Source organism: Gluconobacter sp. DsW_056, from assembly GCF_002153595.1.
Taxonomy (GTDB): domain Bacteria; phylum Pseudomonadota; class Alphaproteobacteria; order Acetobacterales; family Acetobacteraceae; genus Gluconobacter; species Gluconobacter albidus.
In genome coordinates, this window is the sequence record NZ_JOPF01000015.1 from 60,904 (window position 1) to 82,666 (window position 21,763).

Sequence of the window (21,763 nt, forward strand, 5' to 3'; positions counted from 1 at the left end):
AAAGCCCCTCAGCGCCCGGTCTGTCAAGAGATACAGCCTCCAGGCAAATGACAAGGTTTTAAGGGGACGCCACTTTCCAGCATGACAGGTGTATGCCACCGTGACTGTAACAAAAACGGACGGCCCCGATCCGTCCTTCCATCCGGCTGATTTAGGGAGCTGCATATCATGCGTCGCCTTCTGGTTCTCACGACCCTTCTTGCAGGGCTGCCCTTTGCGCTTCCGGCGCAGGCCGAAGGAACCTTTTCCTTCGCCACAACACCGGGACAGCTTCCCAAAACCGTTGTACCAACGGATTACGTCATCGACCTGACAACCGACATGGAACATCTGACCCTTCAGGGTGATGAAATCATCCGGATCGAAGTTCAGACTCCGACTGCCGATATCACGCTCAATCAGGCGGGTCTCAAGCTCGCGAGCGCCCTGCTCGACAACTCCCAGAAAGCCGTCATCCATCAGGATGACGCCGCGGAAACGGTCACACTGCATTTCCCGGCCCCCGTTCCGGCAGGGATGCACACTCTGGCGATCAAGTATTCCGGGCCGATCCTCAAAACGCCCAACGGCATCTACGTCGACGACTACACGGACCCCAAAGGCAAGCCGCAGCGGATGCTGGTTACGCAGTTCGAAGTCGCGGATGCGCGCCGGATGTTCCCAGGCTGGGACGAGCCGGCCTTCAAGGCGACCTACCAGCTAAACGTGACGCTTCCTTTTGAATACGCAGCCGTGAGCAACATGCCGATCATCGGCACGACACAGCAGGATGAGAAGACAAAACGCGTCTCCTTCACCCCGACGCCGCGCATGTCGAGCTATCTTCTGGCGCTGGTGGCGGGCGACATGGCCTCCGTCGATGGCAAGGCAGATGGCACCCCTCTCCGCGTTTTCGCACCGAGCGGCCTTGAGAACCAGGGCACCTATGCCTTGGGAGCTGCCGAAAAGATCCTGCCCTATTACAACGACTATTTCGGTATCAAGTACCCGCTGCCGAAAATGGACATGCTGGCCATCCCCGGCAATTATCAGGCAGGCGCGATGGAGAACTGGGGGGCGCTGACCTATATCGACAATGTCCTGTTGTTCGATCCGAAGAACAGCACGCCCCGCACCCGCGAACTGATCTATGAAGTTGTCGCGCATGAAATGGCGCACCAATGGTCCGGCGATCTGGTGACCATGGGCTGGTGGGACAATATCTGGCTGAACGAAGGCTTTGCATCCTGGATGGAAATCAAGGCGACGGACAAGATGAACCCGGAGTGGGACATCTGGCCGCGTCAGCATGAAACCCGCGAAAGCACGATGGCGACGGATGCACTGTCCACCACCCATCCGATCCAGCAGACCATTCACAATGTGAGCGAAGCCAATTCGGCGTTTGACGGTATCAGCTACGGCAAGGGTGAACTTGTCATCCGCATGATGGAAGGCTGGCTGGGCGAAGACCATTTCCGTGACGGAATGCGCGCCTACATGAAAGCCCATGCGTTTGGCAGCGCCACCAGTCAGGATCTGTGGAATGCACTGTCACAGGCCTCAGGGCAGGATGTCGGCAAGGTGGCACGCAGCTTCACCGAACAGCCCGGCATCCCGCAGGTCAATGTCGCGGCGGTCTGCCAGAACGGCCAGACGACATACACCCTGACGCAGAGCCGCTTCACGATCCACGACCCGAATGCGAAAGCCCTGACCTGGAACATTCCCGTCGTTGCGGGCGGTCCGGGACTTGAAACCAGAAAGCTCGTCCTCGGCGCAGAGCCCGTGACTTTCACGCTGCCCCGCTGCGATGCCCCCCTCAAGCTCGATCTGGGCGAGAGCGGCTATTACCGCGTGCATTACGACGACATTGCTTTCGCACCCATTGCCGCTTCGATTTCAAAATTTGCCCCCGTGGACCGCGCCAATATCCTTGGCGATCAGTTCGCCCAGTTCCGTGCCGGCCATGGAAACCTGTCGTCCTATTTTGACCTCGTGGACCGCCTGACAGCCGCGCATGAGCACGATATCGCCACACTTGAGGAAATCATCGGCAAGCTGGAAACGCTTGACACCTATGAAATCGGAAGCCCGGACCGCGCCGCATTCCAGGCCTATGCCCGCAGCCGTCTGGCTCCCGTTCTGAAGCGTCTGGGCTGGGATCAGAAGCCGCATGAAAGCGTGCTGGACACTATGCTGCGTCCGTCCGTGATTTCTGCTCTGGGAGATTTCAACGATCCGGCCGTTCTTGCAGAAGCAAAGCGTCGTTTCGCAGCATGGCTGAAGAACCCGGCTTCCCTGCGCCCCGATCTGGTGGGAACGGTCTCGGCACTGGCAATGAAACATGCCGACGCCGCGACCTACGATATCATGGCCAAGAAAGTCCGTGACACGCAGGCCACTGAGCTCAAACTGCGCCTGTTCCAGGCCCTCGCCAACGCCACGGCCCCTGATCTGATCCGCCGCAACGTCGAACTGGCCTATAGCGGGGCCATCCCGAACGGTCGTATCTCCATGGCGTTGTCGTCCATCGCATCCGCCAGCGAAAATCCGGACCTCGTCTGGAAGCTCGTCCGCCAGCACGAGGCCGAAATCCGCACGCATCTCGCACCCTGGTCACAGGACGGATTCCTCCCTGCCATCGCGGCTCATTCCAACAACCCGGACATCCTCGCCGAACTTCAGAAAGACCCGTCTTCCACCATAACAACCGGTGCGAAAATCGCGACGGCCCATGCGGTCAACGCCGTTTCCGCCCGCAAGGAAGCCGTTCAGGCCGCCCAGAGCCAGATCCACGACTGGCTCGCCTCTCACACCCACTAACCAGCTAAACGAGGCGGAAAAGATCTGCCTCGTCCCTGTCCGGGGCGGGAAAACTGCTATAGACGTGGCTCTCCCGTTTTACCCGCCACCGGACCATTCTGCCCCATGCTTCAGATCGAAAACCTTGTCTTCAACGCCTGGGGACGACAGTTCTTCAATCGTGCAAGCGCGAACCTTCCCAATCCCTCCAAGGTGTCGCTGGTTGGCAGAAACGGCGTCGGAAAATCCACGCTTTTCAAACTGATCAAGGGTGAGCTCCAGCCAGATTCCGGTGATATCGTCATCCCCCGCGCGGCCCGTGTTGCGACTGTGGATCAGGAACACCCTGCCACTCCCATCAGCCTGATTGATACGATCCTCGCAGCCGATACGGAACGCGCAGCACTCATGGCCGAACTGGAAACGGCTGATCCGGAGCGGATGGGCGATATCTGGATGCGCCTGATCGAAATCGACGCAGACAGCGCGCCCTCCCGCGCGGCGGAAATCCTGAATGGTCTGGGCTTCTCCACGGCAGATCTCGACCGTCCAATGGCAGAGTTCTCCGGCGGCTGGCGGATGCGTGTGGCCCTGGCTGCCGCGCTGTTTGCCGAGCCCGACCTGCTGCTGCTCGATGAGCCGACGAACTATCTCGATCTCGAAGGCGCCCTGTGGCTGGAAGCGCGCCTCGCACGCTATCCCCATTCCGCTCTTATCATCAGCCATGACCGCGAACTGCTGAACAATTCCGTGGATTTCACGCTGCACGTCACGGAAGGCAAGCTGGAACTCTACACCGGCGGCTATGACGATTTCGAGCGCCAGCGCGCCGAGAAAATCCGCCTGCAAAGCGCCACCCGCGCCAAGCAGGAAGCCGAGCGCGCGCATCTCCAGTCCTTCGTGGACCGGTTCAAGGCCTCCGCCGCCAAAGCCGCGCAGGCCCAGAGTCGCGTCAAGCGCCTTGCCAAGCTGGCCCCGATCGAAACGACGATTGAAGCCTCCGTCTCACCATTTCTTCTCCCTTCTCCTGCCCGTCCACTCGCTCCCCCACTGATCCGGCTGGAAAACGTCGAAGTGGGCTACGCAGACGATCCGGCCATTCTGCGCGACCTGAACCTCAGACTGGACGTGGACGACCGTATCGGCCTGCTGGGCGTCAACGGCGCCGGCAAATCCACTTTCGCGAAAATGATCGCAGGCGCTCTCGAAGTCCGTTCAGGAGACGTCTCCCGTTCCCCTCGCATTGAAGTCGGCTGGTTCCATCAGCACCAGATCGAAGCACTCGATCCGGAGCAGACCCCACTGGACATCATGCGTGAGGCGCGTCCGGTGGACAGTGACCAGTCCCACCGCTCCCGTCTTGCACAGTTCGGCATTCATTTCGAAAAACAGGGCACCAAGGTCGAAGCCCTCTCAGGTGGTGAGCGTGCCCGCCTGCTGCTGAACATGGTGGCCATGGCTGCACCGCACCTGCTGATCCTTGATGAGCCAACCAACCATCTGGACATCGACAGCCGCCGCGCCCTCCTGGATGCACTGAACAATTACGAAGGGGCAGTCATTCTCATCACTCATGACCGTTCGCTCATGGAACTGGTCGCGGACCGTCTCTGGCTGGCTGCGGACAACCAGATCGTGCCTTTCGACGGCGATATGGACGATTACGCAAAGTTCGTCATTGAACGCGCCAAGGGTGGAACATCTGCTCCATCTCAGAAAGCAGCCAAAGAAAAACGCTCAAAGAACAAGAAAAACAAGAACAAATAACGACTTTATTACACAAATTTAGAAATATTTTTCAAATCCCCAAAAAGCAAAGTTGATGACCGCAGCCTGCTGAAGGTCATCAACTTTGTGGATCATACTGATGATTTTTGAACATGGGGATCGGACTCACCCTGATCGTTCCAGCCTTTTATCAAGTCCTGATATAAATCAAATCAGAATATTAGACACACCAGAAGAAACTTATCAGTGTTGATAACGTTTTCCAAAAATCATAATAAGGAATATGCATAATATTTATGATAATTAATAGTTTTTTAACTTAACATTGCAAACGGACGTATTTTCTTTTTATTTTAAAAAGGAGTTAAAATGATAGATTTATATAATAAAACTCCTGATCAGAAAAATATATTTCCTCTTATGGAGGAGAGAAAAATTGGTTTCAGTCTCGCATTCTGTGCAGGGCTGATGAACGCATGGACCTTCTTTCATGCCCAAACCTTCGCCACCGTCCAATCCGGTAATGTCATACAGGTTGGTTACCGCCTGGTGCAGGGAGACTGGGTCGCATTCTGGTTTGCCTTTAGCTCCATTATCGCATTCGGCTTGGGATCTGCCTTATGCGGCGTACTGATGACGGTGCTTATGAGAGAGGGACGAAATTTCTCGAATATTGTCTTATGGTCTGAATGTATTTTACTATTTATTATTACAGTTTTTGCATTTTCAAACACAGTCCCATTAGCTTTCTTAGCTGTAGCTGTCAGTTTCGTTGCAGGAATGCAGGGGAACGCATTCCACAAAGACCACGGAATGCTTTATGGAAATGTTGCCGTTACTTTTGTTGTGCAAATGGCTTTTAATTTTATGGCTCAAAGTTTTTTCAAAAAAGGTGGAATTAATGGAGAGTCCAATTTGATGTGGGCAGGAATATTTTTCTTTGTTCTGTTTGGTTTTGCCAGTGGCGGCGCTCTTGGATTTTTTTGTGATAAATATATAGGTAATAATACATCATTGATAATAACCATTACTTCTATTGTGTTAATTACTATCTTTTCAAAGAAAACACATTTAAATACAGACCCAAGAACTGGCGCCACATTCGTCTAAATAAATATATCATTTTTTTCGTAACATTCCTTCAAATCAAGGTTCTTACAGATGGAAAATTTGAAACAGCCAATTCTGGGCTCTAAGGGAGCTGATATCGTTGGCCCCCGAAATCCGGAAATTGAACTGCAGAACCCGGATATTTTTCTTCCCCCGACGACAGATAAGGGCGGGATCCCCAATCTGAAATTTCCTTTTGCGATGGCTCATAACCGCCTTGAAGATGGTGGATGGGCAAGGGAAGTGACCTGTCGCGAAATGGGAGCGCTGAAAGAACTCGCAATCGTCAATATGCGCCTCCCCCCTGGGGTCGTGCGTGAAATGCATTGGCACAAAGAGGCAGAATGGGCTTACGTTCTCAAAGGGAAAGTTCGCTTTTATCTGATGGATGATCAACGTCAGACACTGATCGAAGACCTAGAGCCGGGTGATCTGTGGTTTGCACCAGCCGGCTTTCCACATGCCATTCAAGGGCTGGAAGAAGGTACCGAGTTTGTACTTGTCTTCAACGATGGTAACTTTTCGGAAAATCAGACACTCTTGGTAACCGAATTATTTGCTCATATCCCTCGTGAAGTTCTTGCGAAAAATTTTGGTGTTCCGGAAGCTGCATTTGCCAATATACCGGCGCACGAGAAGTATATTTTTCGTCAGCCCGTTCCCCCGCCGCTGGAGCAGGTCCGTCAGGATCTGGGTGCCGTAACTTTTACAGACAAATATGTTTTCCGTGCTTCCGCAACACCACCTACCTCCTATCCGGGAGGAGCCACGCAGGTTATTGATTCGCGCAATTTTAGCGTAACAACACTGGCTGCCTTGATTATTGATCTAGAGCCCGGTGGAATGCGCGAAGTTCACTGGCACCCTGATGCGGATGAACTACAATATTATATTTCCGGAAAAGCTCGAATGACTGTGTTTGATGCTGTCGATAACGCAAGAACATTTGATTTTGTTCCGGGAGATGTTGGTTATGTGCCAAGAACTCTAGCCCATTATATTGAAAATATTGGCGATGAGCCCGTCAAGGTTATCAACGTTTTCCATACGGGCCAATATAAGGATATTTCACTCAACAACTGGCTGGCGCTCACACCTGCTCATCTGGTCAAAGGGCACCTTGAAGTTGATGATCAATTTGTCAGCCACCTCAGGGCTACACGGCAACCCGTTGTCAAAAAATAGGCTGTTATTTTCTGTGGTTTTTCAAAATCCTTCCTGAAAACTACTGCTGAGCGTTTCGGCGTAGCATGTCTCATCTCATGGTGATGTAAATCACGGCATCTGCAACGTCGACACGCTGCTCACGTCCCGGCACGCGCAGACCCACCAGCCAGGGTCTCCGCAGGCCATACTGAAGAGCAAGCCATAAAACGGTCCATAATTTCCAAAAAATATTGATATATTGACCCAAATCAATATTTAAACTTCCACAACCGCGTAAGTATTCTTTGCGATGGTCTCCGCCGATAGCTCTTGCGAGGAGCGGACGCTAGGGCGCGGTTGAATTTAGGAAAGGACCGAGTGTGTCTCCTTTTGGTGGCCTGAGGATCGTAGGGCAACACCTGCCCAGACGGTGCAGACTGCTATTGGGTGCCGTCATTTTTATCGGGAGTCCTGCGACGGCAATTGCCCAAAGCACTGATGATCAGGAACTGGCAGCCATCAAAGCCGAAATGCGTATGTTGGAAGGCCGGTTGCAGGCTATCGAGGAGCGTCGACACGCCAAAGCCCCTTCACGCACGGCACATTCCGGCACCACAAAAACACCTCCCGCGGCCCACACAGCAACAGCGGGGAGGATCGAAGAAGCCCGCGTAGGGGGGGCACGTACCGCTCCAACACCCGGGATCATGCCAGTTTCGACAGCAGGTTTCGCTCCATCTGGTGTGACAGGTGCCGCTGCGCCGGCTGTTGCGTCTGCCCCTGCCGTCACACATCAGACACCTTCTCCCCTGTTCCAGTGGCTGGGAAACCAGCATAATGAAGCCCACAGGACGTCAATCGATCTGACGTCATCAAGCCCGCTCGCGATTACACAGACGGAAGTGGATCATCTTCCCCCTGTGTTCCAGATTGGCAATCTGACCGTTCGCCTCGGCGGCTTCATTGACTTCTCCAATATCTGGAGGAGTTCAAACCTGACCAGCGGCCCGGCGACGGCGTGGAACGGTTTTCCTTATGCCAACAGCCCCAATCACGGACTGAGCGAAGAGCGTTTCTCGGCGCAGCTCACACGTTTTTCCACACTCCTGGAAGCAAATCCAACCAAAGCCGTCCGCCTTCAGGCCTATGTTGAAGCAGATTTCGGTGGTTCCGGAGGTACGACGAACAGTGTGCAGATCAACGGTTATACACCCAGGCTGCGTCAGGGCTATTTCACCTTCACCCAGAAAGACTGGGGCTTGCACGTCCTCATGGGACAGGCATGGAGCCTGACGACAAACTACGCCAAGGGTGTCATTCCCCGTCAGGAACAGCTTCCGGCCGTTACGGATAACAACCAGATCCCGGGCATCACCTTCACCCGTGTTCCCCAGATCCGGATCGCCAAGGACTGGGATAAGAAGTACTGGCTGGCGCTGTCCATTGAAGACCCGCAGGCAACCGTGGCTTTTTCAGACTCCCTCAGTTCAGGCGGCATCCTTCCCGCAAGCTATGGTCGCGTGGCCGGACCGCGCGTCTTCTACTCCAATGCAGGCGGTGTACTGCTGAATCCCAATACGCAGTACAGCTACAACCCTGCGCCTGACATCGTTCTCAAGACGGCTGTCGATACGTCTTTCGGGCATTACGAAGTCTTTGGTCTGGCCCGCTGGTTCCGAGGGCTGATTCAGCCTGCAGGCGAGAATCATACCCATAAAAGTACCCAGTTCGGCGGCGGCGTCGGTGCAGGCATGACCGTACCGCTCGGGACGGACATGCTACAGTTGACCGGTAACGTACTGGCAGGTCAGGGCGTGGGACGTTACGGACCAACCCTCATTCCCGATACGACATTCGATCAAAATGGAAATCCCAGCCCTATCCCGGAAATCATGGGGTCGCTTGGACTTGTGGGCCATCCGGCACGCTCCGTTCTGCTCTACACCTATGGGGGCGTGGAAAGCGCGGGCCGTCGGACCTATCTCGGCGCGGACGGACTTCAGCACGGTTATGGCGCGACGGATCTGAACCTGTCCGGCTGTGAATACGAATTCGGAACATGTTCCGCCCAGACAAAAACGCTGACCTCCCTGACCACGGGCGGCTGGTGGCATTTTCTGGACGGCCATTACGGCAGTGTCATGGGCGGCCTTCAGTACACCTATATCCGGAAGTTCGCCTTCAAAGGTAATGACAGTGCAGGCCATGCTGTCGATCCTACAACCTATGGCCATACGGTGTATGTGACATTCCGATATTACCCGTTCCAGCAATGATGTCTGGAGAAATACTCTTACCCCCCGAAACAGAATTTCGCTTTCCCGCTCAAGACTTTGCGCCCCTCACGGTCATGGTTTCCGGTCTGATTGACCATCCATGACATCCTGGAGAATTTCATGTCTGGCACAACATCTCAGGCCCCTCCCCGGCCTCTGAATCCGGCTCCGGCACAACCGCAGAAACTTCAGCCGCTTTATGTGCTGTCGTGGTTCCTGTGCGCGCTGTTTTACTTCTATCAATATGCCATCCGCTCCGCTCCCGGGATCATGCAGGATGAACTGACGCAGGCCTGGGGCAACAGCCATCTCGGTTTGATGATTGCATCCTATTATATTGTCTACGCGCTGATGGCTTTGGCTGTAGGTGTGCTGCTGGACCGGTATGGCGCGCATGCAATCATGCCGATGTTCATTGCCGTAACCGGCGTCGGATGCCTGATTTTCGGTCAGGGCAGTCTGGTCGCCGGGATTGGTGGTTACATCATTCAGGGCATTGGCGCGATCTGTGCTTTTGTGGGCGCTTCTTACGTTGCCGCGCGTTATCTTCCCGCCCGGACACTGGCGCTTTTCGTGGGTTTAACCCAGTGCATGGGCATGGCAGGAGCCGCATTTGGCTCCAAGCCGACCCGCATCCTGATTGATCCGCACGGGTCGTTCCACATTCCCTGGCAATCCGTCTGGCTGGGCTTCGGCGCTATCGGCCTTCTGCTTGCTGTTGCCGTCTTTTTCGTCATGCCGCGTGATACGGGAGACAGCGACCATCATCACGGCGACATGTCCGTTGCCAACCTGATGCGCCCGTTCAAAATCATTTTCTCCAATCCGCAGAGCTGGATCGCAGGACTTGCCGGTGGTCTGCTGTTCGTCCCGACAACGATTGGCGCACTGGGTTGGGGAGCGCTGATGCTGAGCAAGGGCGAGCATACGACAATGGGTTTTGCGGCCACGGACGTCTCGATGGTCCCCATCGGGTGGGTCATTGGCTGCCCGCTTCTGGGCTGGATTTCCGACAAGATCGGTCGCCGCAAACCTGTTCTGATCGGCGGCGCGGTGGTTCTGCTGGCGGCCTCGCTCTGTGCCCTTTATGTCCCGGTCGGGGTGTTGCCGCACTACTCCGTAGCTCTGGTCATGGGGATTGCGTCGGGTGCTGCCATGATCCCGTTCTCTTCGATGAAGGAAGTCAATCCGCCAGAGGTCAAGGGAACGGCCGCAGGCGTCATGAACTTCCTTGTTTTCGGGACGACCGGGATCATGTCCCCGCTCGTGTCCGCCCTGATGGGCAAGACTGCGCCGGAAACGATGGAGCAGTTCCATACGGCCTTCCTGCCCCTGGTCATCGGGATCGGAATTGCCATCGTTCTGGGCTTCTGTCTCAAGGAAACTGGCTGGAAAGTGCGCAAGGCATCCTGAGTGTTCCAGACAGACTGAAAAAACGAAAAACGGCCCATCTTCATGGGCCGTTTTTTTATGCGCGTTACTTTCCGGCAGTCTTTTCAAACGCTCCGGCAATCGTCAGCGTCACATCATCGCCGACATAGGGGACATATTTCTTTACCCCAAAATCGCTCCGATGGATTGTGGCCTGCGCCTGAAAACCAACCGTATAGGCTTTGTCCATCGGATTGACGCCGGCTCCCACGAAATGGACGTGCAGAACTTCCGGATGCGTCACGCCATGCAGCGTCAGATTCCCGGTGACCAGCGCTTCATCCGCGGCGGTCTGGCGAACCTGTGTGGAGACGAACGTTGCCTCCGGATATTTCGCAACATCGAACCACTCGCTGTTCTTGAGTTCACCCGTCAGAACCGTGCTGGTGGTCGAGACGCTTGAAACCGGAATGGTCACGTTCAGATGCGAGGCATCGGGATGGGCCGAATCAAGCTGGAGCGTTCCCGTAACGCCAGAGAACTGGCCGGAATAATAGGTGAAACCAAAATGCAGGACGGAAAACCCGATCTGCGTATGGCTGGTCTCGACCGAATAGGCACCTGACGGCACGCTTGCTGGCGTTGCGGCGAAAGCGCTGGAAGACAGAAGTGCCGCGGCAAAGACTGCGCCGGCGCTCTTGAAAAAATATGTGTTCATGGGCTTGCGATCTTTCATATGTGTGAGGGTAAAGGCGTCAGCCAAACCGGAAACCGGAGAGGGCTTTTCCCATGATGACATCGCTATAATCACGATGCCCTGCATCAGTTCCCGCCGCACCGGCGGCAAACATCAACGGCAGGAGATGCTCCGGCTCAGGGTGGCAATCATGTGCGAAAGGAGCACGCTCCCAGTCCACAAGGCGACTTCTGCGAAGGTCGGAAGGCGCTTCAATCGCGCTCTGAAGCCAGGCATCAAACGCGACGGACCGGGCATCTGACACAGCATCCGGCCGCATCAGATAACGCATGTTGTGATACGTCATGCCTGTGCCCACCAGCAGGATGTTTTCGCTCCGCAAAGGCTCCAGAACCTGCCCAAGCTGCAGGACATCCGCTGCGCCCATCGTTCTGGGAAGAGAAATTTCCACAACCGGGATACTGGCGTCGGGAAATGCCAGCATGAACGGAATGAACACCCCATGATCCAGCCCCCGCTCCGGGTCTGCGGCGCAGGAAACACCCGCAGCGCTCAGAAGACCGAGCACCTTCGCTGCGACATCAGGCGCACCCGGCACGGGATATTCAAGCTGATAGGTGTGAGGAGGAAAACCGTAATAGTCATAGATCAGCGACGGATGAGGCGCCGACCCGACACGCATCCCGTCCGTTTCCCAGTGCCCGGACATGACGACAATCGCATCCGGCCGACGGGGAAGCGTTCCACTGACAGAGCGAAGATAGGCTGCCATGCGGTCCCATGTGCTTCCCCATTCCATGAAGAAGCATGGGCCACCGCCATGCGGCAGAAAGAGAACAGGCTGTCGGCTCTCCTGATTTTCCTGCAACATCTTCACGACCTCCCTCTTTATTCGGCAAAACGGATGTTGCCACCCTCTCCGGGAAAGAATAATTCCCTGTTTTGGAAAATGATCTGACACCAGGAGTGTGAGATAAATGCTTGACCGTTTCGCCAGCATGCAGGTGTTTGCAAAGGTTGTGGCTCAGGGAAGCTTTTCCGGAGCTGCCCGCTCGCTTGGCCTTTCGCAGACGATGGTAACGAAACACATCGCGGCTCTGGAAAGCCGGCTGGGCATCTCGCTCTTTCATCGAAGCACCCGCAGGCTCTCGCTGACGGAACCTGGACGTCTGTTGCTGATCCGCGCCCAGAAGATCCTCACGGATCTTGAAGACATGGAGCAGGAAGTCTCGGCCGAAAATCAGGAACCCCGGGGCGTTCTGCGACTGAATGCGCCGGTCTCGTTCGCTATCCGGCATGTCGGCCCGATCATGCCGCAATTCAGCCAGCGCCATCCCCTCGTTACGGTTGAACTCGGACTTGATGACCGCAGGATTGATCCGATCACGGAGGGGTGGGACCTGACCCTTCGTATCGGGCGAATGCCGCCAAGCGCATTACGCTCGCGCCCGCTGGCTCAGATAGATTTCGTGGTCTGTGCCGCACCATCCTATCTCAAACGGCATGGCACGCCTCACACCATCGCCGAACTTCAGGAGCATCAGTGTCTGGGCTACACCCTGGGCCAGGAGATTGGCGCGACCCGCTGGAGTTTTGGCCCCAAAGGCGAACGGACTGTCATGGTCAGCGGGCCGATGAGCGCCAATAATGGCGATATTCTGCGAGAGGCCGCCGTTGCGGGACAGGGGATCATCTATCAGCCGCTTTTCATCGTTTCGGAAGAACTGAAATCCGGCAGGCTGGTGCCCCTGTCACTGGACGTGCCCACGATGACAGGGCCGGAACTGCACGCAGTGTATGCCCCGACACCCCATGTCCCGCTCAAAATCCGGGCGATGATTGATTTTCTGCTGGAACAGTATGGGCCGGTCCCGCCCTGGACACTCTGACGGAACCGGCAAAGACGGATTAGTGAACAGTCGAAGGCGCGGTTTTCTGACGGATCGCAGCGAATTCCGAACCAGCATTCCACTGCGGCCAGTCATGCGAAAACGCCACGTCATGTCCGACTTTCCAGACGGCCCAGACGTCCTGCGCAGCGCCCCTGACATCCCAGTCCGGGCTCCAGGCGTCGCAGGCCTGATGGTAGCAGGCCATGTAAGCCGTCAGCCATTTGCCGCCTGCTTCCGTCCCACCTTTCACGAGATCGAACTTCCCGGCCATGTCCATCACCGCAAGAACCGGCACACCCGCGCGTGCGAACGGCAGATGATCGGCGCGGTAAAACGCCCCGCGTTCTGGCATCGCTTCCGGCTGGGTCGTGCGTCCCTGAAGCGATGCCGCAGCCGCAAACTGGTCCTGCAGGGTGTTCTGCCCTGCGCCGATAATGAAGGCGTTATGCGCAGGGCCGGCCATCTGCAGGACATCCATCGTCAGGTTGGCCGCGGTCTTATCCAGCGGGGCCAACGGATGGGCCACATACCATCCTGAACCCAGCAGGCCCCGCTCCTCGCCCGTCCAGGCGGCGAAACGGACCGTCCGATCGGGTTTCGGCCCTGCCTTGAAAGCCCGGGCAATTTCAAAAAGCGCTGCAATACCGGAGCCATCGTCAATCGCACCACGTCTGATGACCGTATTGCCCTGCGCATCCGTGCTCTTGCCGTAAGCATCCCAGTGGGCGCCGAACATGACCGTCTCATCCGGATATTTCGCACCCGTGATCTTCGCGAGCACGTTCTGGCTCTTGAGGCGGTCAACCGTAACCGGAAGATCGGCCGAGAATGCCGTGTGCTTCAGAGTGACCGGCCGAAAATCCTCCGAGCGTGCCTTGATGCGAAGCGTTTCAAGATCCAGCCCCGCCTGCCGGAACAGTGCATTCGCGGCTTTGCCCTCAAGCCAGCCCTGAACGGGTACGGGGCGGCTTTCGCTCGCCGCATGTTCCACATCATAGGCTTCACCACCCGGCGCGATCACGGTGCTCCACGGATAGGAAGCGCCAGCCGTATCATGAACGATCAAAGCCGCAACGGCACCACGGCGGGCCGCTTCCTCGTATTTATAGGTCCAGCGGCCGTAATACGTCATGGTTTTTCCGCCAAAACGTCCTGAAACGGGCTCGCCGGGGGCGGCATCGAAATCAGGGTCGTTCACGAGGAAAATCGCGACCTTGCCCTTGAGATCCACACCCTTGAAATCATCCCAGTGGCGCTCCGGCGCATGGACACCGTAGCCGACAAAAACCATTGGCGCATTTTTGACGGCCAGCCGATCCTCGGGCAACAGGTTTGAGAGGTAGATATCCTTCATCTGAGCAAGAGAAAGCGTTTTACCGCCAGTCCGGGCCGCAACAGATCCCGTCGCACCGGTTCTGGTTCGAAGCATGGGGACATCCTGCGTCCATCCGCCATTTTCGCCCGCAGGCTCAAGTCCCAGCGCCTTGTATTGTTCGATCAGCCAGGGAACCGTAACCTTCTCCCCTTCCGTTCCCGGAGCACGGCCTTCAAACCGGTCCGAAGACAAAACCTTCATTGCTTCCGACATCCGCGACGGACTGATATCTGCTGAAGGATCAGCGTATCCCGCGACGGGATTCAGCAGACCGGCCGTCAGCGCGGTGGCAAAAAAGAGAATGCGGCGGGAAAAGGTTTTCTGCTTCATGACAGGCATTACTTTCATTGGGTATTTTGAGACTGTAAGGCCGGGTTCCCGGTCTTGATAATGTCGCGATCCAGCCGGTCACGACGGATATAGACGCTCTTTTCAACCGGATCCCGCTGATAATCATGCGCGAGAACTTTCAGGACGCAGGGCATGTAATCCGTTACGCTCCATTGTCCCCAGACACGGTAATCATCAAAATATATAACGGGCGGAAGATCAGCGGAGAGATCCACACACAAATCGCGCTTATATCCAAACCATGGGTGGCGGGCATAGTCTGCTTCCCATGGAAGATATTCATGATATTTCCTCATGGAGAGGCGACCTGCATAAATATAAACATCCGGATTATATGGAATAACCAGAATCCTCTCCTTCGGACCGGAGTATTTCTGGATAACTTTAACAAAGCCGACATCCGTATTCTCACGGATTGGATGAAAACCGACCTTCCGCTGCTGCTCACGGTTCATTGCATAGGGGGAAGACGTTGCCTGCCGCAGGCCCGTGACAAACATGATGCAGAATAATGCCGCGATCAGAACGCCTATGGTCTCGCGCGACTGTGCAATCCGCATCACCATGAGAACGCAAAGCGTAAGGGCGCCCATGACGAATGTGCCGTCCTGAAAGCCCATCGCCCCACGCACCTGTGTCATGAGCACAGCGCCCAAGAATAACAGGACGGCCAGCCGGTGCCGGGATGTCGCAAACAGAAGGATACCCCCACAATAGAAACAGATCGTAGCCAGAGACTGGACAAGGGCGGCCTGTTGAAGCGACGGTATGAGGCTTCGGGCCAGCGGTCCCGGACCGACGTCGATATAGGGGGCATAATAGAACTGGTTTGCAATGAAGTGATAGGCGATCATCCCCCCCAGATCACCATAAAGCAACATCCAGAACAGACAGACACCAATCGCTACCCCGCCCCCGGCGAGAAGGTGAGGAACAGCCTTTCCGTATCCGGGACGGCGTACAGCCAGAACAGACAAGCCCATCAGGACAACAGTTGGAGCAAAGGAATAGGCTGTCAGAGGCAGAAGAGCGAGGCAGGCGCCCCCGCATCGCGCCTGCCATCTTCCAATGTCTTCTCCCAGCAATCGCGGGAGAGCTACCAGCGCCGTTACACAGCCGAGAAGATCCCCGCCAACAGTCCAGTAGCTGTCCATGTTGAAAGCCTGAACCGTCCACTGAGCAGCCATCGCGGCAAGCCACATGCCAACGGCAAGAAACCGGGCAGAATTTTTCTGAAGTACCGGAGAATAGAATACTGCAACGGCAGTTCCTATCGTACAGAGGATAGGAACAAGACGCATCAGATACGCGTGACGGAAGTCGGCAAACAGACCGACACTCCAGGACAGAATGAAAATCAGGGGGCCATGAGCGTCAATGTAGTCCCGATACAGGATATCACCTTTCGCTATGGCCAATCCACCCAGCATATGTCCGGACTCATCTCCGAAAGATGGTGCTCCGAAGCCATAGAACGCTTTAAGGCTGAAATACAGTACACCCAGAAATGCCAGAAGCGGACCGCAAGACGACATGACATTCATTCTGCGTATCAATATCGTCTGCTCCTGAGTCCTGTATGAAAAGTCAGGAAGAAGATTGTAATTTCTTCCCGACCGCGATTACTTGCCCGATTCAGACACAAGACCACGATGAACAAGCATCGGGGTGATGTCAGGATCCTTGCCGTAGAAGGCTTTGAACATCGGGCCGTAATCCATCGTATGCCCCTTTGAGAGGATCATGTCGCGAAAGCGCTGTCCATTCTCACGCGTCAGACCGCCGTGATCCTGAAACCAGGCAAACGCGTCCTGATCCAGCATTTCCGTCCACAGATAGGCGTAATAACCAGCGGAATAGCCATTGGACCAGATATGCAGGAAATCGCTGGAACGATACCGCGGGGGAACGGCTGCAACGTCCAGCCCCGTGCCGTTCAGTGCTTCGCTTTCAAATTTATCCACATCCTGACGCGGAGCCGAGGCCGGCAGGCCGTGCCATTTCATATCCAGTTCGGCAGCGGCGACGATTTCACCAAGTGCATAGCCCTGATTGAAATGCGCAGCCTTGCGGATTTTCTCAACCAGCGCTGCCGGCATCGGAGCCCCAGTCTTGTAGTGGCGGGCGTAATGCGACAGGACCTTCGGATCCAGCGCCCAGTTCTCGTTGAACTGGGACGGAAACTCCACGAAATCCCGTGCCACGCTGGTGCCGGAAAGCGACGGATACGTCTGGTCCGCAAACAGGCCGTGCAGTGCATGGCCGAATTCGTGGAACATGGTCGTCACATCATCGGAGGTGATGAGCTGCGGCTGACCTGGAGCGGCCTTGGTGAAGTTGGCAACGTTATAGATGACCGGCTTCGTTCCCAGCAGCTTCGACTGCCCGACAAAGTTGGACATCCAGGCACCGCCCGACTTGTTATCCCGCTTGAAGTAATCGAAATACATCAGACCAAGCGGAGAACCGTCCTTGTCATGAACTTCGAAGACCATGACATCCGGCTGATAGACAGGAATGTCCGTCCGCTGCTGAAATGTAATGCCATAGAGCTGATTGGCAGCGAAGAACACGCCATCTGTCAGGACCGTTTTGAGTTCGAAATACGGTTTGATCTCATCCTGATCGAGATTGTACTTCGCACGGCGCACCTGACCGGAATAATATTCCCAGTCCCAGGGCTTCAGATCAAACCTGCCGCCATCCTTGCGAATGGTCTCCTGAAGAACCGCTGCTTCGCGTTTCTGTTCTGCAGCCGTTGCCGGGACAAGCTGCTGCATGAAGTTTTCAGCGGCTTCCGGCGTCTTGGCCATCTGGTCATACAGGGTATAGGCAGCAAAATTCGGATATCCGAAAAGTGCGGCTTTCTGTGCCCGAAGCTGCGCCAGTTCAGCAATCGTGGCGCGGGTGTCGTTCTCATCTCCCTTTTCCGCCCGCGTCCAGCTCTGGTCAAAAAGGGCCTTTCGCGTATCGCGGTCGGTCAGGGATGAGAGATCAGGCTGCTGCGTCGTGTTCTGAAGCGGGATAACCCACTTGCCCGTGAGTTTGCGCTCCTGCGCAGCCTTGGCGGCGGAGGCGATCGCATTCGCGTCCATACCCGCCAGCGCTTTCTCGTTATCCACGACCAGCGCACCCGCTTTGGCGCTCGCAATCAGCTTCTGCTCATACTGCGTTTCGAGATTGGACAGCCGCGTATTGATCGCACGCAGCTTCGTTTTGTCAGCCGCAGAAAGCTGCGCTCCGGCGTGTACGAACTGCTGATAATAAATATCGAGGAGCTGCGCCTGTTCGGGTGTCAGTGTCAGCTTTTCCCGGCGGTCATAAAGCGATTTCACACGCGCAAAGAGCTTTGCGTTGAGATAGACTTCATCTTCATGAGCCGTCAGGCGCGGGGCTTCCGCACTCTGCACCTTGTCCAGCGCATCGTTTGTATTGGCCTGATAGACGCCATAGAACGTCATCTGCACGCGGTTGAGCGTCTGACCTGCCCGCTCCATCGCTTCAATGGTGTTGTCAAAGGTCGGGGCCGCGCGATTATTGGCAATCGCATTGATCTCGCGCAGATGCTCGGCCATGCCGCGTTCGAACGCCGGGGCGTAGTCGCTGTCCTTGATCTGATCGAAGCGGGGCGCCTGAAAAGGCAGCGTACTTGCCGAAAAAAACGGGTTCGTCGCAGCCGCATGGGCTTCAGCAGAAAGAGAGAAAGCCGAAACCGCAGCAACTGCGGCGAGCCTGAAATTGAAAGCCATGAAATCGCCTGTGACATTCGTGATGGTGTCGAACCGTATGGCCTTCACGACAGATCGTCAAACGCATGCCCCTGCCTTTGGAAAAGGCGCAAAACCAGTCAGTTGGCACTTGACGTCATTTTCTCGTTGGCGCGCGCGAACGCCACTCCCTAGACCGGGAGAGTGTGTTGGCACAGCCGCCTTAGGAGCGGTGTTTTCTTAGTCGGAGGCAACAATGGACTGGACATCGCTGTTCCAGACAATCCTACCCTATCTGCCCGCCAGATATGCTGGCGATATCGTTTCAATCGTAACTTTCCTGATCGCTGCGGCCGCCCTGGCTCTTCGCTTCTGGAAACCCCCTGCCAGCACGTCAAAGCTGTTGCCGCTCTTTCAGATCGTCAGCGCCGTGGCGCAGGCCAAAGGCTGGAACACCAGCGCGTATCAGCCGGGGTCGAAAGCAATCATGGTTCCGGTCGGTTCCTCGCGGGCCAATGACTCCGCAAAACTCGGACTGGACGTGGCCTCGACACATCCCAAGGCCGGTGAGGTCCCCAGACGTACCGACTGATTTTCGAATTTTTCCTTCAGATATTTTCATTGATCGCAGCCGCCTTCGGGGCGGTTTTTTTATGTGTGGAGCATTTAATGATTCGTAACCGTCTTATTGCCCTGGGCCTTGGCACCGTTCTTCTCGTTTCCATGAGCGCCTGCACCACGACCGCGAACACGGCCTCGTTCAACACGAGCGCCCTGAGCAACGATGCCGCAGCCATTGCCTACGCGGTTCAGGCGATCGAAAGCATTCCCGAACTCGAAAGCCATCTGTCCGCCAAAGACAAGGCGGAATTCGACAACCTGATCGCCCAGATCAAGAGCGTCTCGGCACAGGTCGCAGCCAATTCGAATGGCACGATCACCATTGCCACCGGCAAGGACTGGGCCAAGAGCCTTGGAACGGATCTTCAGACCCTGCTGGCCATCGCAACGCCCATCGTGAAGGCCTACTCGCCGTCAACCGCAGGCTACATGTCCACGGTTGCTGCCATGATTCCGCTGGTCGAAGCCCTTGCTGGCGTAACGGCCGCTCCTTTCGCCGCTCCGGCAGAAACGCCAGAACTGATCCGCGCCCGGATCTATCAGGGCGTCTGAGCCTCAATCCAACAGTCCCGATACGGGAGCGGTTCACCTGAACCGCTCCTCCCAGATGTTTGTGTTTCCCTGCCGGAGTTCCCCATGTCCCGATGCCTTGGCAAGCTTACCCCCAGACATGACCCACGTACCTATCGCCTCGCCCCGATGCTGGCCTCGCGCCTTCCGGCAGTTCCAGCGGAGAAAGACTGGTCCACAGGCGTGCCCTACCAGATGTGGGGAAACGACCGCTACGGATGCTGCGCCTTCGCAGCCCAGGCCGCCCTGACAGCGACATGGACCCATGCCGCACAGGCACTGGTCGTGCTGCCCACAAGCATGGTGCTGAACAATTACGCAGCCGTCACCGGTTTTGACCCACAGACAGGTGCACGGGACAACGGGACAGTCCTGCTGGACGAGCTGAATTTCTGGCTGCGCGAGGGCCTTCACCGCCCTGGCCAGACACTGGACTACCTGACCGCCTATGGTACGATCGATCCTCAGGACTGCGATGGCATCCGGCGCGGCATCTGCTATCTGGGCGGCGTACTCGCAGGCGTTCAGGTTCCGCAGGGGTTCATGGATCTGCCCCTGGGCGCCACGTGGGACTGGAACGCCATTTCCAACAGAACCCCGGTGGGTGGTCACGCGATTGCGCTTGTCGGCTACGATCCTAAAGGGCTTTTCTTCAATACATGGGGGACGCGGACCTTCATGCCGTGGGACACGTTCAAGAAGATCGCCGACGAAGCCTACGGTCTGCTGTCGCGCCAGAACTGGCTCTCCATTCCCGGAACATCTCCCAACGGGGAGACGTTCGACACGCTTCTGGCAGAAGTGCGGGGCGTATGAGGAATGGATCGCCCTTGCGGGTATTTTCAAACGGGAGCGGAGAGACCAAGCGCCTTTCCCGCGGCCGTGGCAACGTCGTGCCGCAGCTTCACGACGCTATGGCCGCCTGAAGGATGGACCCGGTTCGTCAGGATCAGCACATAGCTGTCACTGTCCGGATCAATCCACAGGGATGTGCCGACGAAACCGGTGTGACCAAAGGAGCGCCGGGAAAATACGTCACCACGAGGGGAGGAATAATGGGTGTCGATATCCCAGCCCAGCCCCCGCAGATCCGTTTTCCCGGCCGGCTGTTGCGGCGTAGTCATAAGTACGAGCGTTTCCTGCCGCAGCGGGAAACGGCTCGGACGTCCTTTCAGCCGATCCAGAAGCGCCTGCGCGTAAAGGGACATATCCTGCGCGTCCGAGAAGAAACCGGCATGTCCTGCCACACCTCCCATTCTGCGCGCTGTCGGATCGTGAACCACGCCGCGTAACATGACGCCCTGTTCGTCATACTGGGTCGGAGCAATGAGCGGTCTCAGATTGGAGGACGGAAGGTAGCCGGACTCCGTCATTCCCAGCGGATCAAGGATATTGACCTTCACATACTGATTGAGCGGCACCCCGCTCAGCTTTTCCACCAGCAGTCCCAGCATGATATAATTGATGTCGCTATAAACGAATTTTTCGCCGGGCTGATTGATCAGAGGCGACGTCATGGCGCGTCTCACGCCTTCGGCCTTGCCAGTCCACGGATCGTTCAGCGGCACATCTGGCGGTAGACCGGAGTAATGGGTCAGCAGCATGCGGATGGTGATGTTACCTTTGCCGTTACATGCAAATTCCGGAAAATACCGGCTGACCCGCTCATCCAGACCCACCCTGCCCTGCTCAACAAGCTGCATCACCGAAAGCGCTGTCATGGTCGGCTTGGTCAGGGACGCCATATCGAAGTGCGTATCCCAGCTCAGAGGTTCCGGAACTGGGACAATGGCGCGCTTCCCATACATGAACCGGTGCACGATTTTTTCGTCATGTCCAATGACGACAACAGCACCCGGCGCTTCCCCTTGTCTGACGGTATCACGAACCAGAACATCCACCGCCTCGAAAGACGGTGCCGGCCGCGCACAGGCCACGACCTGGCTGACGCAGACAGCTGCGCCGCCCAACAGGACGTGACGCCGTTTCAGAGAACCATATTTCGCTTCGGCGCGCCTGTCTGACATATTCCTGCTTTCCCCGCTCCTGATCCGGAGCGTGAAGACTAGCTGTTTTTTACGAATACGCAACAGAATGGGACAGAGAGTAGCATCGGTCATGGTATGGGAAAATTT

Annotated in this window: 16 protein-coding genes; 10 read left to right on the forward strand and 6 right to left on the reverse strand. The window is 56.2% G+C overall.

The features are described 5' to 3' along the window. Positions 1-168: 168 nt before the first annotated feature. The 6 genes from HK22_RS13165 to HK22_RS13190 all read left to right on the forward strand — a co-directional run bounded on the left by HK22_RS13165 (position 169) and on the right by HK22_RS13190 (position 10,457). Entirely contained in the window at positions 169-2,805 is a 2,637-nt protein-coding gene (locus HK22_RS13165; protein ID WP_233142651.1) for a M1 family metallopeptidase, read from the forward strand. 105 nt (positions 2,806-2,910) lie between these two features. After that, positions 2,911-4,551 (forward strand): ABC-F family ATP-binding cassette domain-containing protein, encoded by a 1,641-nt coding sequence (locus HK22_RS13170; RefSeq protein ID WP_062028892.1) that lies wholly within the window; start codon positions 2,911-2,913, stop codon positions 4,549-4,551. A 330-nt stretch (positions 4,552-4,881) separates the two neighbouring features. Further along, on the forward strand, positions 4,882-5,622 hold the full coding sequence (locus tag HK22_RS13175; RefSeq protein ID WP_086649587.1) for a YoaK family protein: 741 nt from the start codon (positions 4,882-4,884) through the stop codon (positions 5,620-5,622). A 51-nt stretch (positions 5,623-5,673) separates the two neighbouring features. Then, positions 5,674-6,807 carry a cupin domain-containing protein gene (locus HK22_RS13180; protein WP_086649588.1) on the forward strand — a complete coding sequence of 378 codons (1,134 nt, stop codon included), beginning with the start codon at positions 5,674-5,676 and terminating at the stop codon, positions 6,805-6,807. 491 nt (positions 6,808-7,298) lie between these two features. After that, positions 7,299-9,044 (forward strand): hypothetical protein, encoded by a 1,746-nt coding sequence (locus tag HK22_RS13185; protein WP_233142653.1) that lies wholly within the window; start codon positions 7,299-7,301, stop codon positions 9,042-9,044. Positions 9,045-9,164: 120 nt separating this feature from the next. After that, positions 9,165-10,457: an MFS transporter gene (locus HK22_RS13190; RefSeq protein ID WP_086649611.1), complete on the forward strand. Its 1,293-nt coding sequence runs from the start codon at positions 9,165-9,167 to the stop codon at positions 10,455-10,457. Between the two features lie 64 nt (positions 10,458-10,521). Here HK22_RS13190 and HK22_RS13195 read toward each other — a convergent pair whose 3' ends face one another. Beyond that, positions 10,522-11,133, reverse strand: coding sequence for a YceI family protein (locus HK22_RS13195; protein ID WP_086649590.1), 612 nt, complete (start codon positions 11,131-11,133; stop codon positions 10,522-10,524). A gap of 37 nt (positions 11,134-11,170) precedes the next feature. Then, the gene (locus HK22_RS13200) at positions 11,171-11,983 is read right to left on the reverse strand and encodes a class III extradiol ring-cleavage dioxygenase (RefSeq protein ID WP_086649591.1); all 813 of its coding nucleotides are present in this window, start codon (positions 11,981-11,983) and stop codon (positions 11,171-11,173) included. 106 nt (positions 11,984-12,089) lie between these two features. Here HK22_RS13200 and HK22_RS13205 point away from each other — a divergent pair, with 106 nt between their 5' ends. Continuing rightward, positions 12,090-13,001: a LysR family transcriptional regulator gene (locus HK22_RS13205; RefSeq protein ID WP_062028882.1), complete on the forward strand. Its 912-nt coding sequence runs from the start codon at positions 12,090-12,092 to the stop codon at positions 12,999-13,001. 19 nt (positions 13,002-13,020) lie between these two features. Here the strand turns inward: HK22_RS13205 and HK22_RS13210 are convergent, their stop codons facing one another. The 3 genes from HK22_RS13210 to HK22_RS13220 all read right to left on the reverse strand — a co-directional run bounded on the left by HK22_RS13210 (position 13,021) and on the right by HK22_RS13220 (position 18,479). Then, complete coding sequence (locus tag HK22_RS13210; RefSeq protein WP_086649612.1) at positions 13,021-14,709, reverse strand: M28 family metallopeptidase; 1,689 nt, start codon at positions 14,707-14,709, stop codon at positions 13,021-13,023. Positions 14,710-14,723: 14 nt separating this feature from the next. Further along, entirely contained in the window at positions 14,724-16,265 is a 1,542-nt protein-coding gene (locus HK22_RS15360; RefSeq protein ID WP_233142654.1) for a hypothetical protein, read from the reverse strand. 87 nt (positions 16,266-16,352) lie between these two features. After that, positions 16,353-18,479, reverse strand: coding sequence for a M3 family metallopeptidase (locus HK22_RS13220; protein WP_086649614.1), 2,127 nt, complete (start codon positions 18,477-18,479; stop codon positions 16,353-16,355). Between the two features lie 214 nt (positions 18,480-18,693). Between HK22_RS13220 and HK22_RS13225 the strand changes: the two genes are divergently transcribed. The 3 genes from HK22_RS13225 (at position 18,694) to HK22_RS13235 (ending at position 20,444) form a co-directional block, all read left to right on the forward strand. Then, entirely contained in the window at positions 18,694-19,029 is a 336-nt protein-coding gene (locus tag HK22_RS13225; RefSeq protein ID WP_086649592.1) for a hypothetical protein, read from the forward strand. A gap of 77 nt (positions 19,030-19,106) precedes the next feature. Beyond that, positions 19,107-19,610 (forward strand): hypothetical protein, encoded by a 504-nt coding sequence (locus HK22_RS13230; RefSeq protein ID WP_086649593.1) that lies wholly within the window; start codon positions 19,107-19,109, stop codon positions 19,608-19,610. Positions 19,611-19,694: 84 nt separating this feature from the next. Further along, the gene (locus HK22_RS13235; protein WP_086649594.1) at positions 19,695-20,444 is read left to right on the forward strand and encodes a hypothetical protein; all 750 of its coding nucleotides are present in this window, start codon (positions 19,695-19,697) and stop codon (positions 20,442-20,444) included. 26 nt (positions 20,445-20,470) lie between these two features. Here the strand turns inward: HK22_RS13235 and HK22_RS13240 are convergent, their stop codons facing one another. Continuing rightward, positions 20,471-21,655, reverse strand: a complete 1,185-nt coding sequence (locus HK22_RS13240) for a serine hydrolase (protein ID WP_086649595.1) — start codon at positions 21,653-21,655, stop codon at positions 20,471-20,473. Between the last annotated feature and the right edge of the window lie 108 nt (positions 21,656-21,763).

Coding starts and splice junctions, on each gene's coding strand:
- HK22_RS13210 (WP_086649612.1), bottom strand. CDS start 14,709: ATGAAGCAGAAAACCTTTTCCCGCCGCATTCTCTTTTTTGCCACCGCG.
- HK22_RS13230 (WP_086649593.1), top strand. CDS start 19,107: ATGATTCGTAACCGTCTTATTGCCCTGGGCCTTGGCACCGTTCTTCTC.
- HK22_RS13190 (WP_086649611.1), top strand. CDS start 9,165: ATGTCTGGCACAACATCTCAGGCCCCTCCCCGGCCTCTGAATCCGGCT.
- HK22_RS13170 (WP_062028892.1), top strand. CDS start 2,911: ATGCTTCAGATCGAAAACCTTGTCTTCAACGCCTGGGGACGACAGTTC.
- HK22_RS13205 (WP_062028882.1), top strand. CDS start 12,090: ATGCTTGACCGTTTCGCCAGCATGCAGGTGTTTGCAAAGGTTGTGGCT.
- HK22_RS13235 (WP_086649594.1), top strand. CDS start 19,695: ATGTCCCGATGCCTTGGCAAGCTTACCCCCAGACATGACCCACGTACC.
- HK22_RS13240 (WP_086649595.1), bottom strand. CDS start 21,655: ATGTCAGACAGGCGCGCCGAAGCGAAATATGGTTCTCTGAAACGGCGT.
- HK22_RS13200 (WP_086649591.1), bottom strand. CDS start 11,983: ATGTTGCAGGAAAATCAGGAGAGCCGACAGCCTGTTCTCTTTCTGCCG.
- HK22_RS13175 (WP_086649587.1), top strand. CDS start 4,882: ATGATAGATTTATATAATAAAACTCCTGATCAGAAAAATATATTTCCT.
- HK22_RS13185 (WP_233142653.1), top strand. CDS start 7,299: ATGCGTATGTTGGAAGGCCGGTTGCAGGCTATCGAGGAGCGTCGACAC.
- HK22_RS13180 (WP_086649588.1), top strand. CDS start 5,674: ATGGAAAATTTGAAACAGCCAATTCTGGGCTCTAAGGGAGCTGATATC.
- HK22_RS13195 (WP_086649590.1), bottom strand. CDS start 11,133: ATGAACACATATTTTTTCAAGAGCGCCGGCGCAGTCTTTGCCGCGGCA.
- HK22_RS13225 (WP_086649592.1), top strand. CDS start 18,694: ATGGACTGGACATCGCTGTTCCAGACAATCCTACCCTATCTGCCCGCC.
- HK22_RS15360 (WP_233142654.1), bottom strand. CDS start 16,265: ATGTCGTCTTGCGGTCCGCTTCTGGCATTTCTGGGTGTACTGTATTTC.
- HK22_RS13165 (WP_233142651.1), top strand. CDS start 169: ATGCGTCGCCTTCTGGTTCTCACGACCCTTCTTGCAGGGCTGCCCTTT.
- HK22_RS13220 (WP_086649614.1), bottom strand. CDS start 18,479: ATGGCTTTCAATTTCAGGCTCGCCGCAGTTGCTGCGGTTTCGGCTTTC.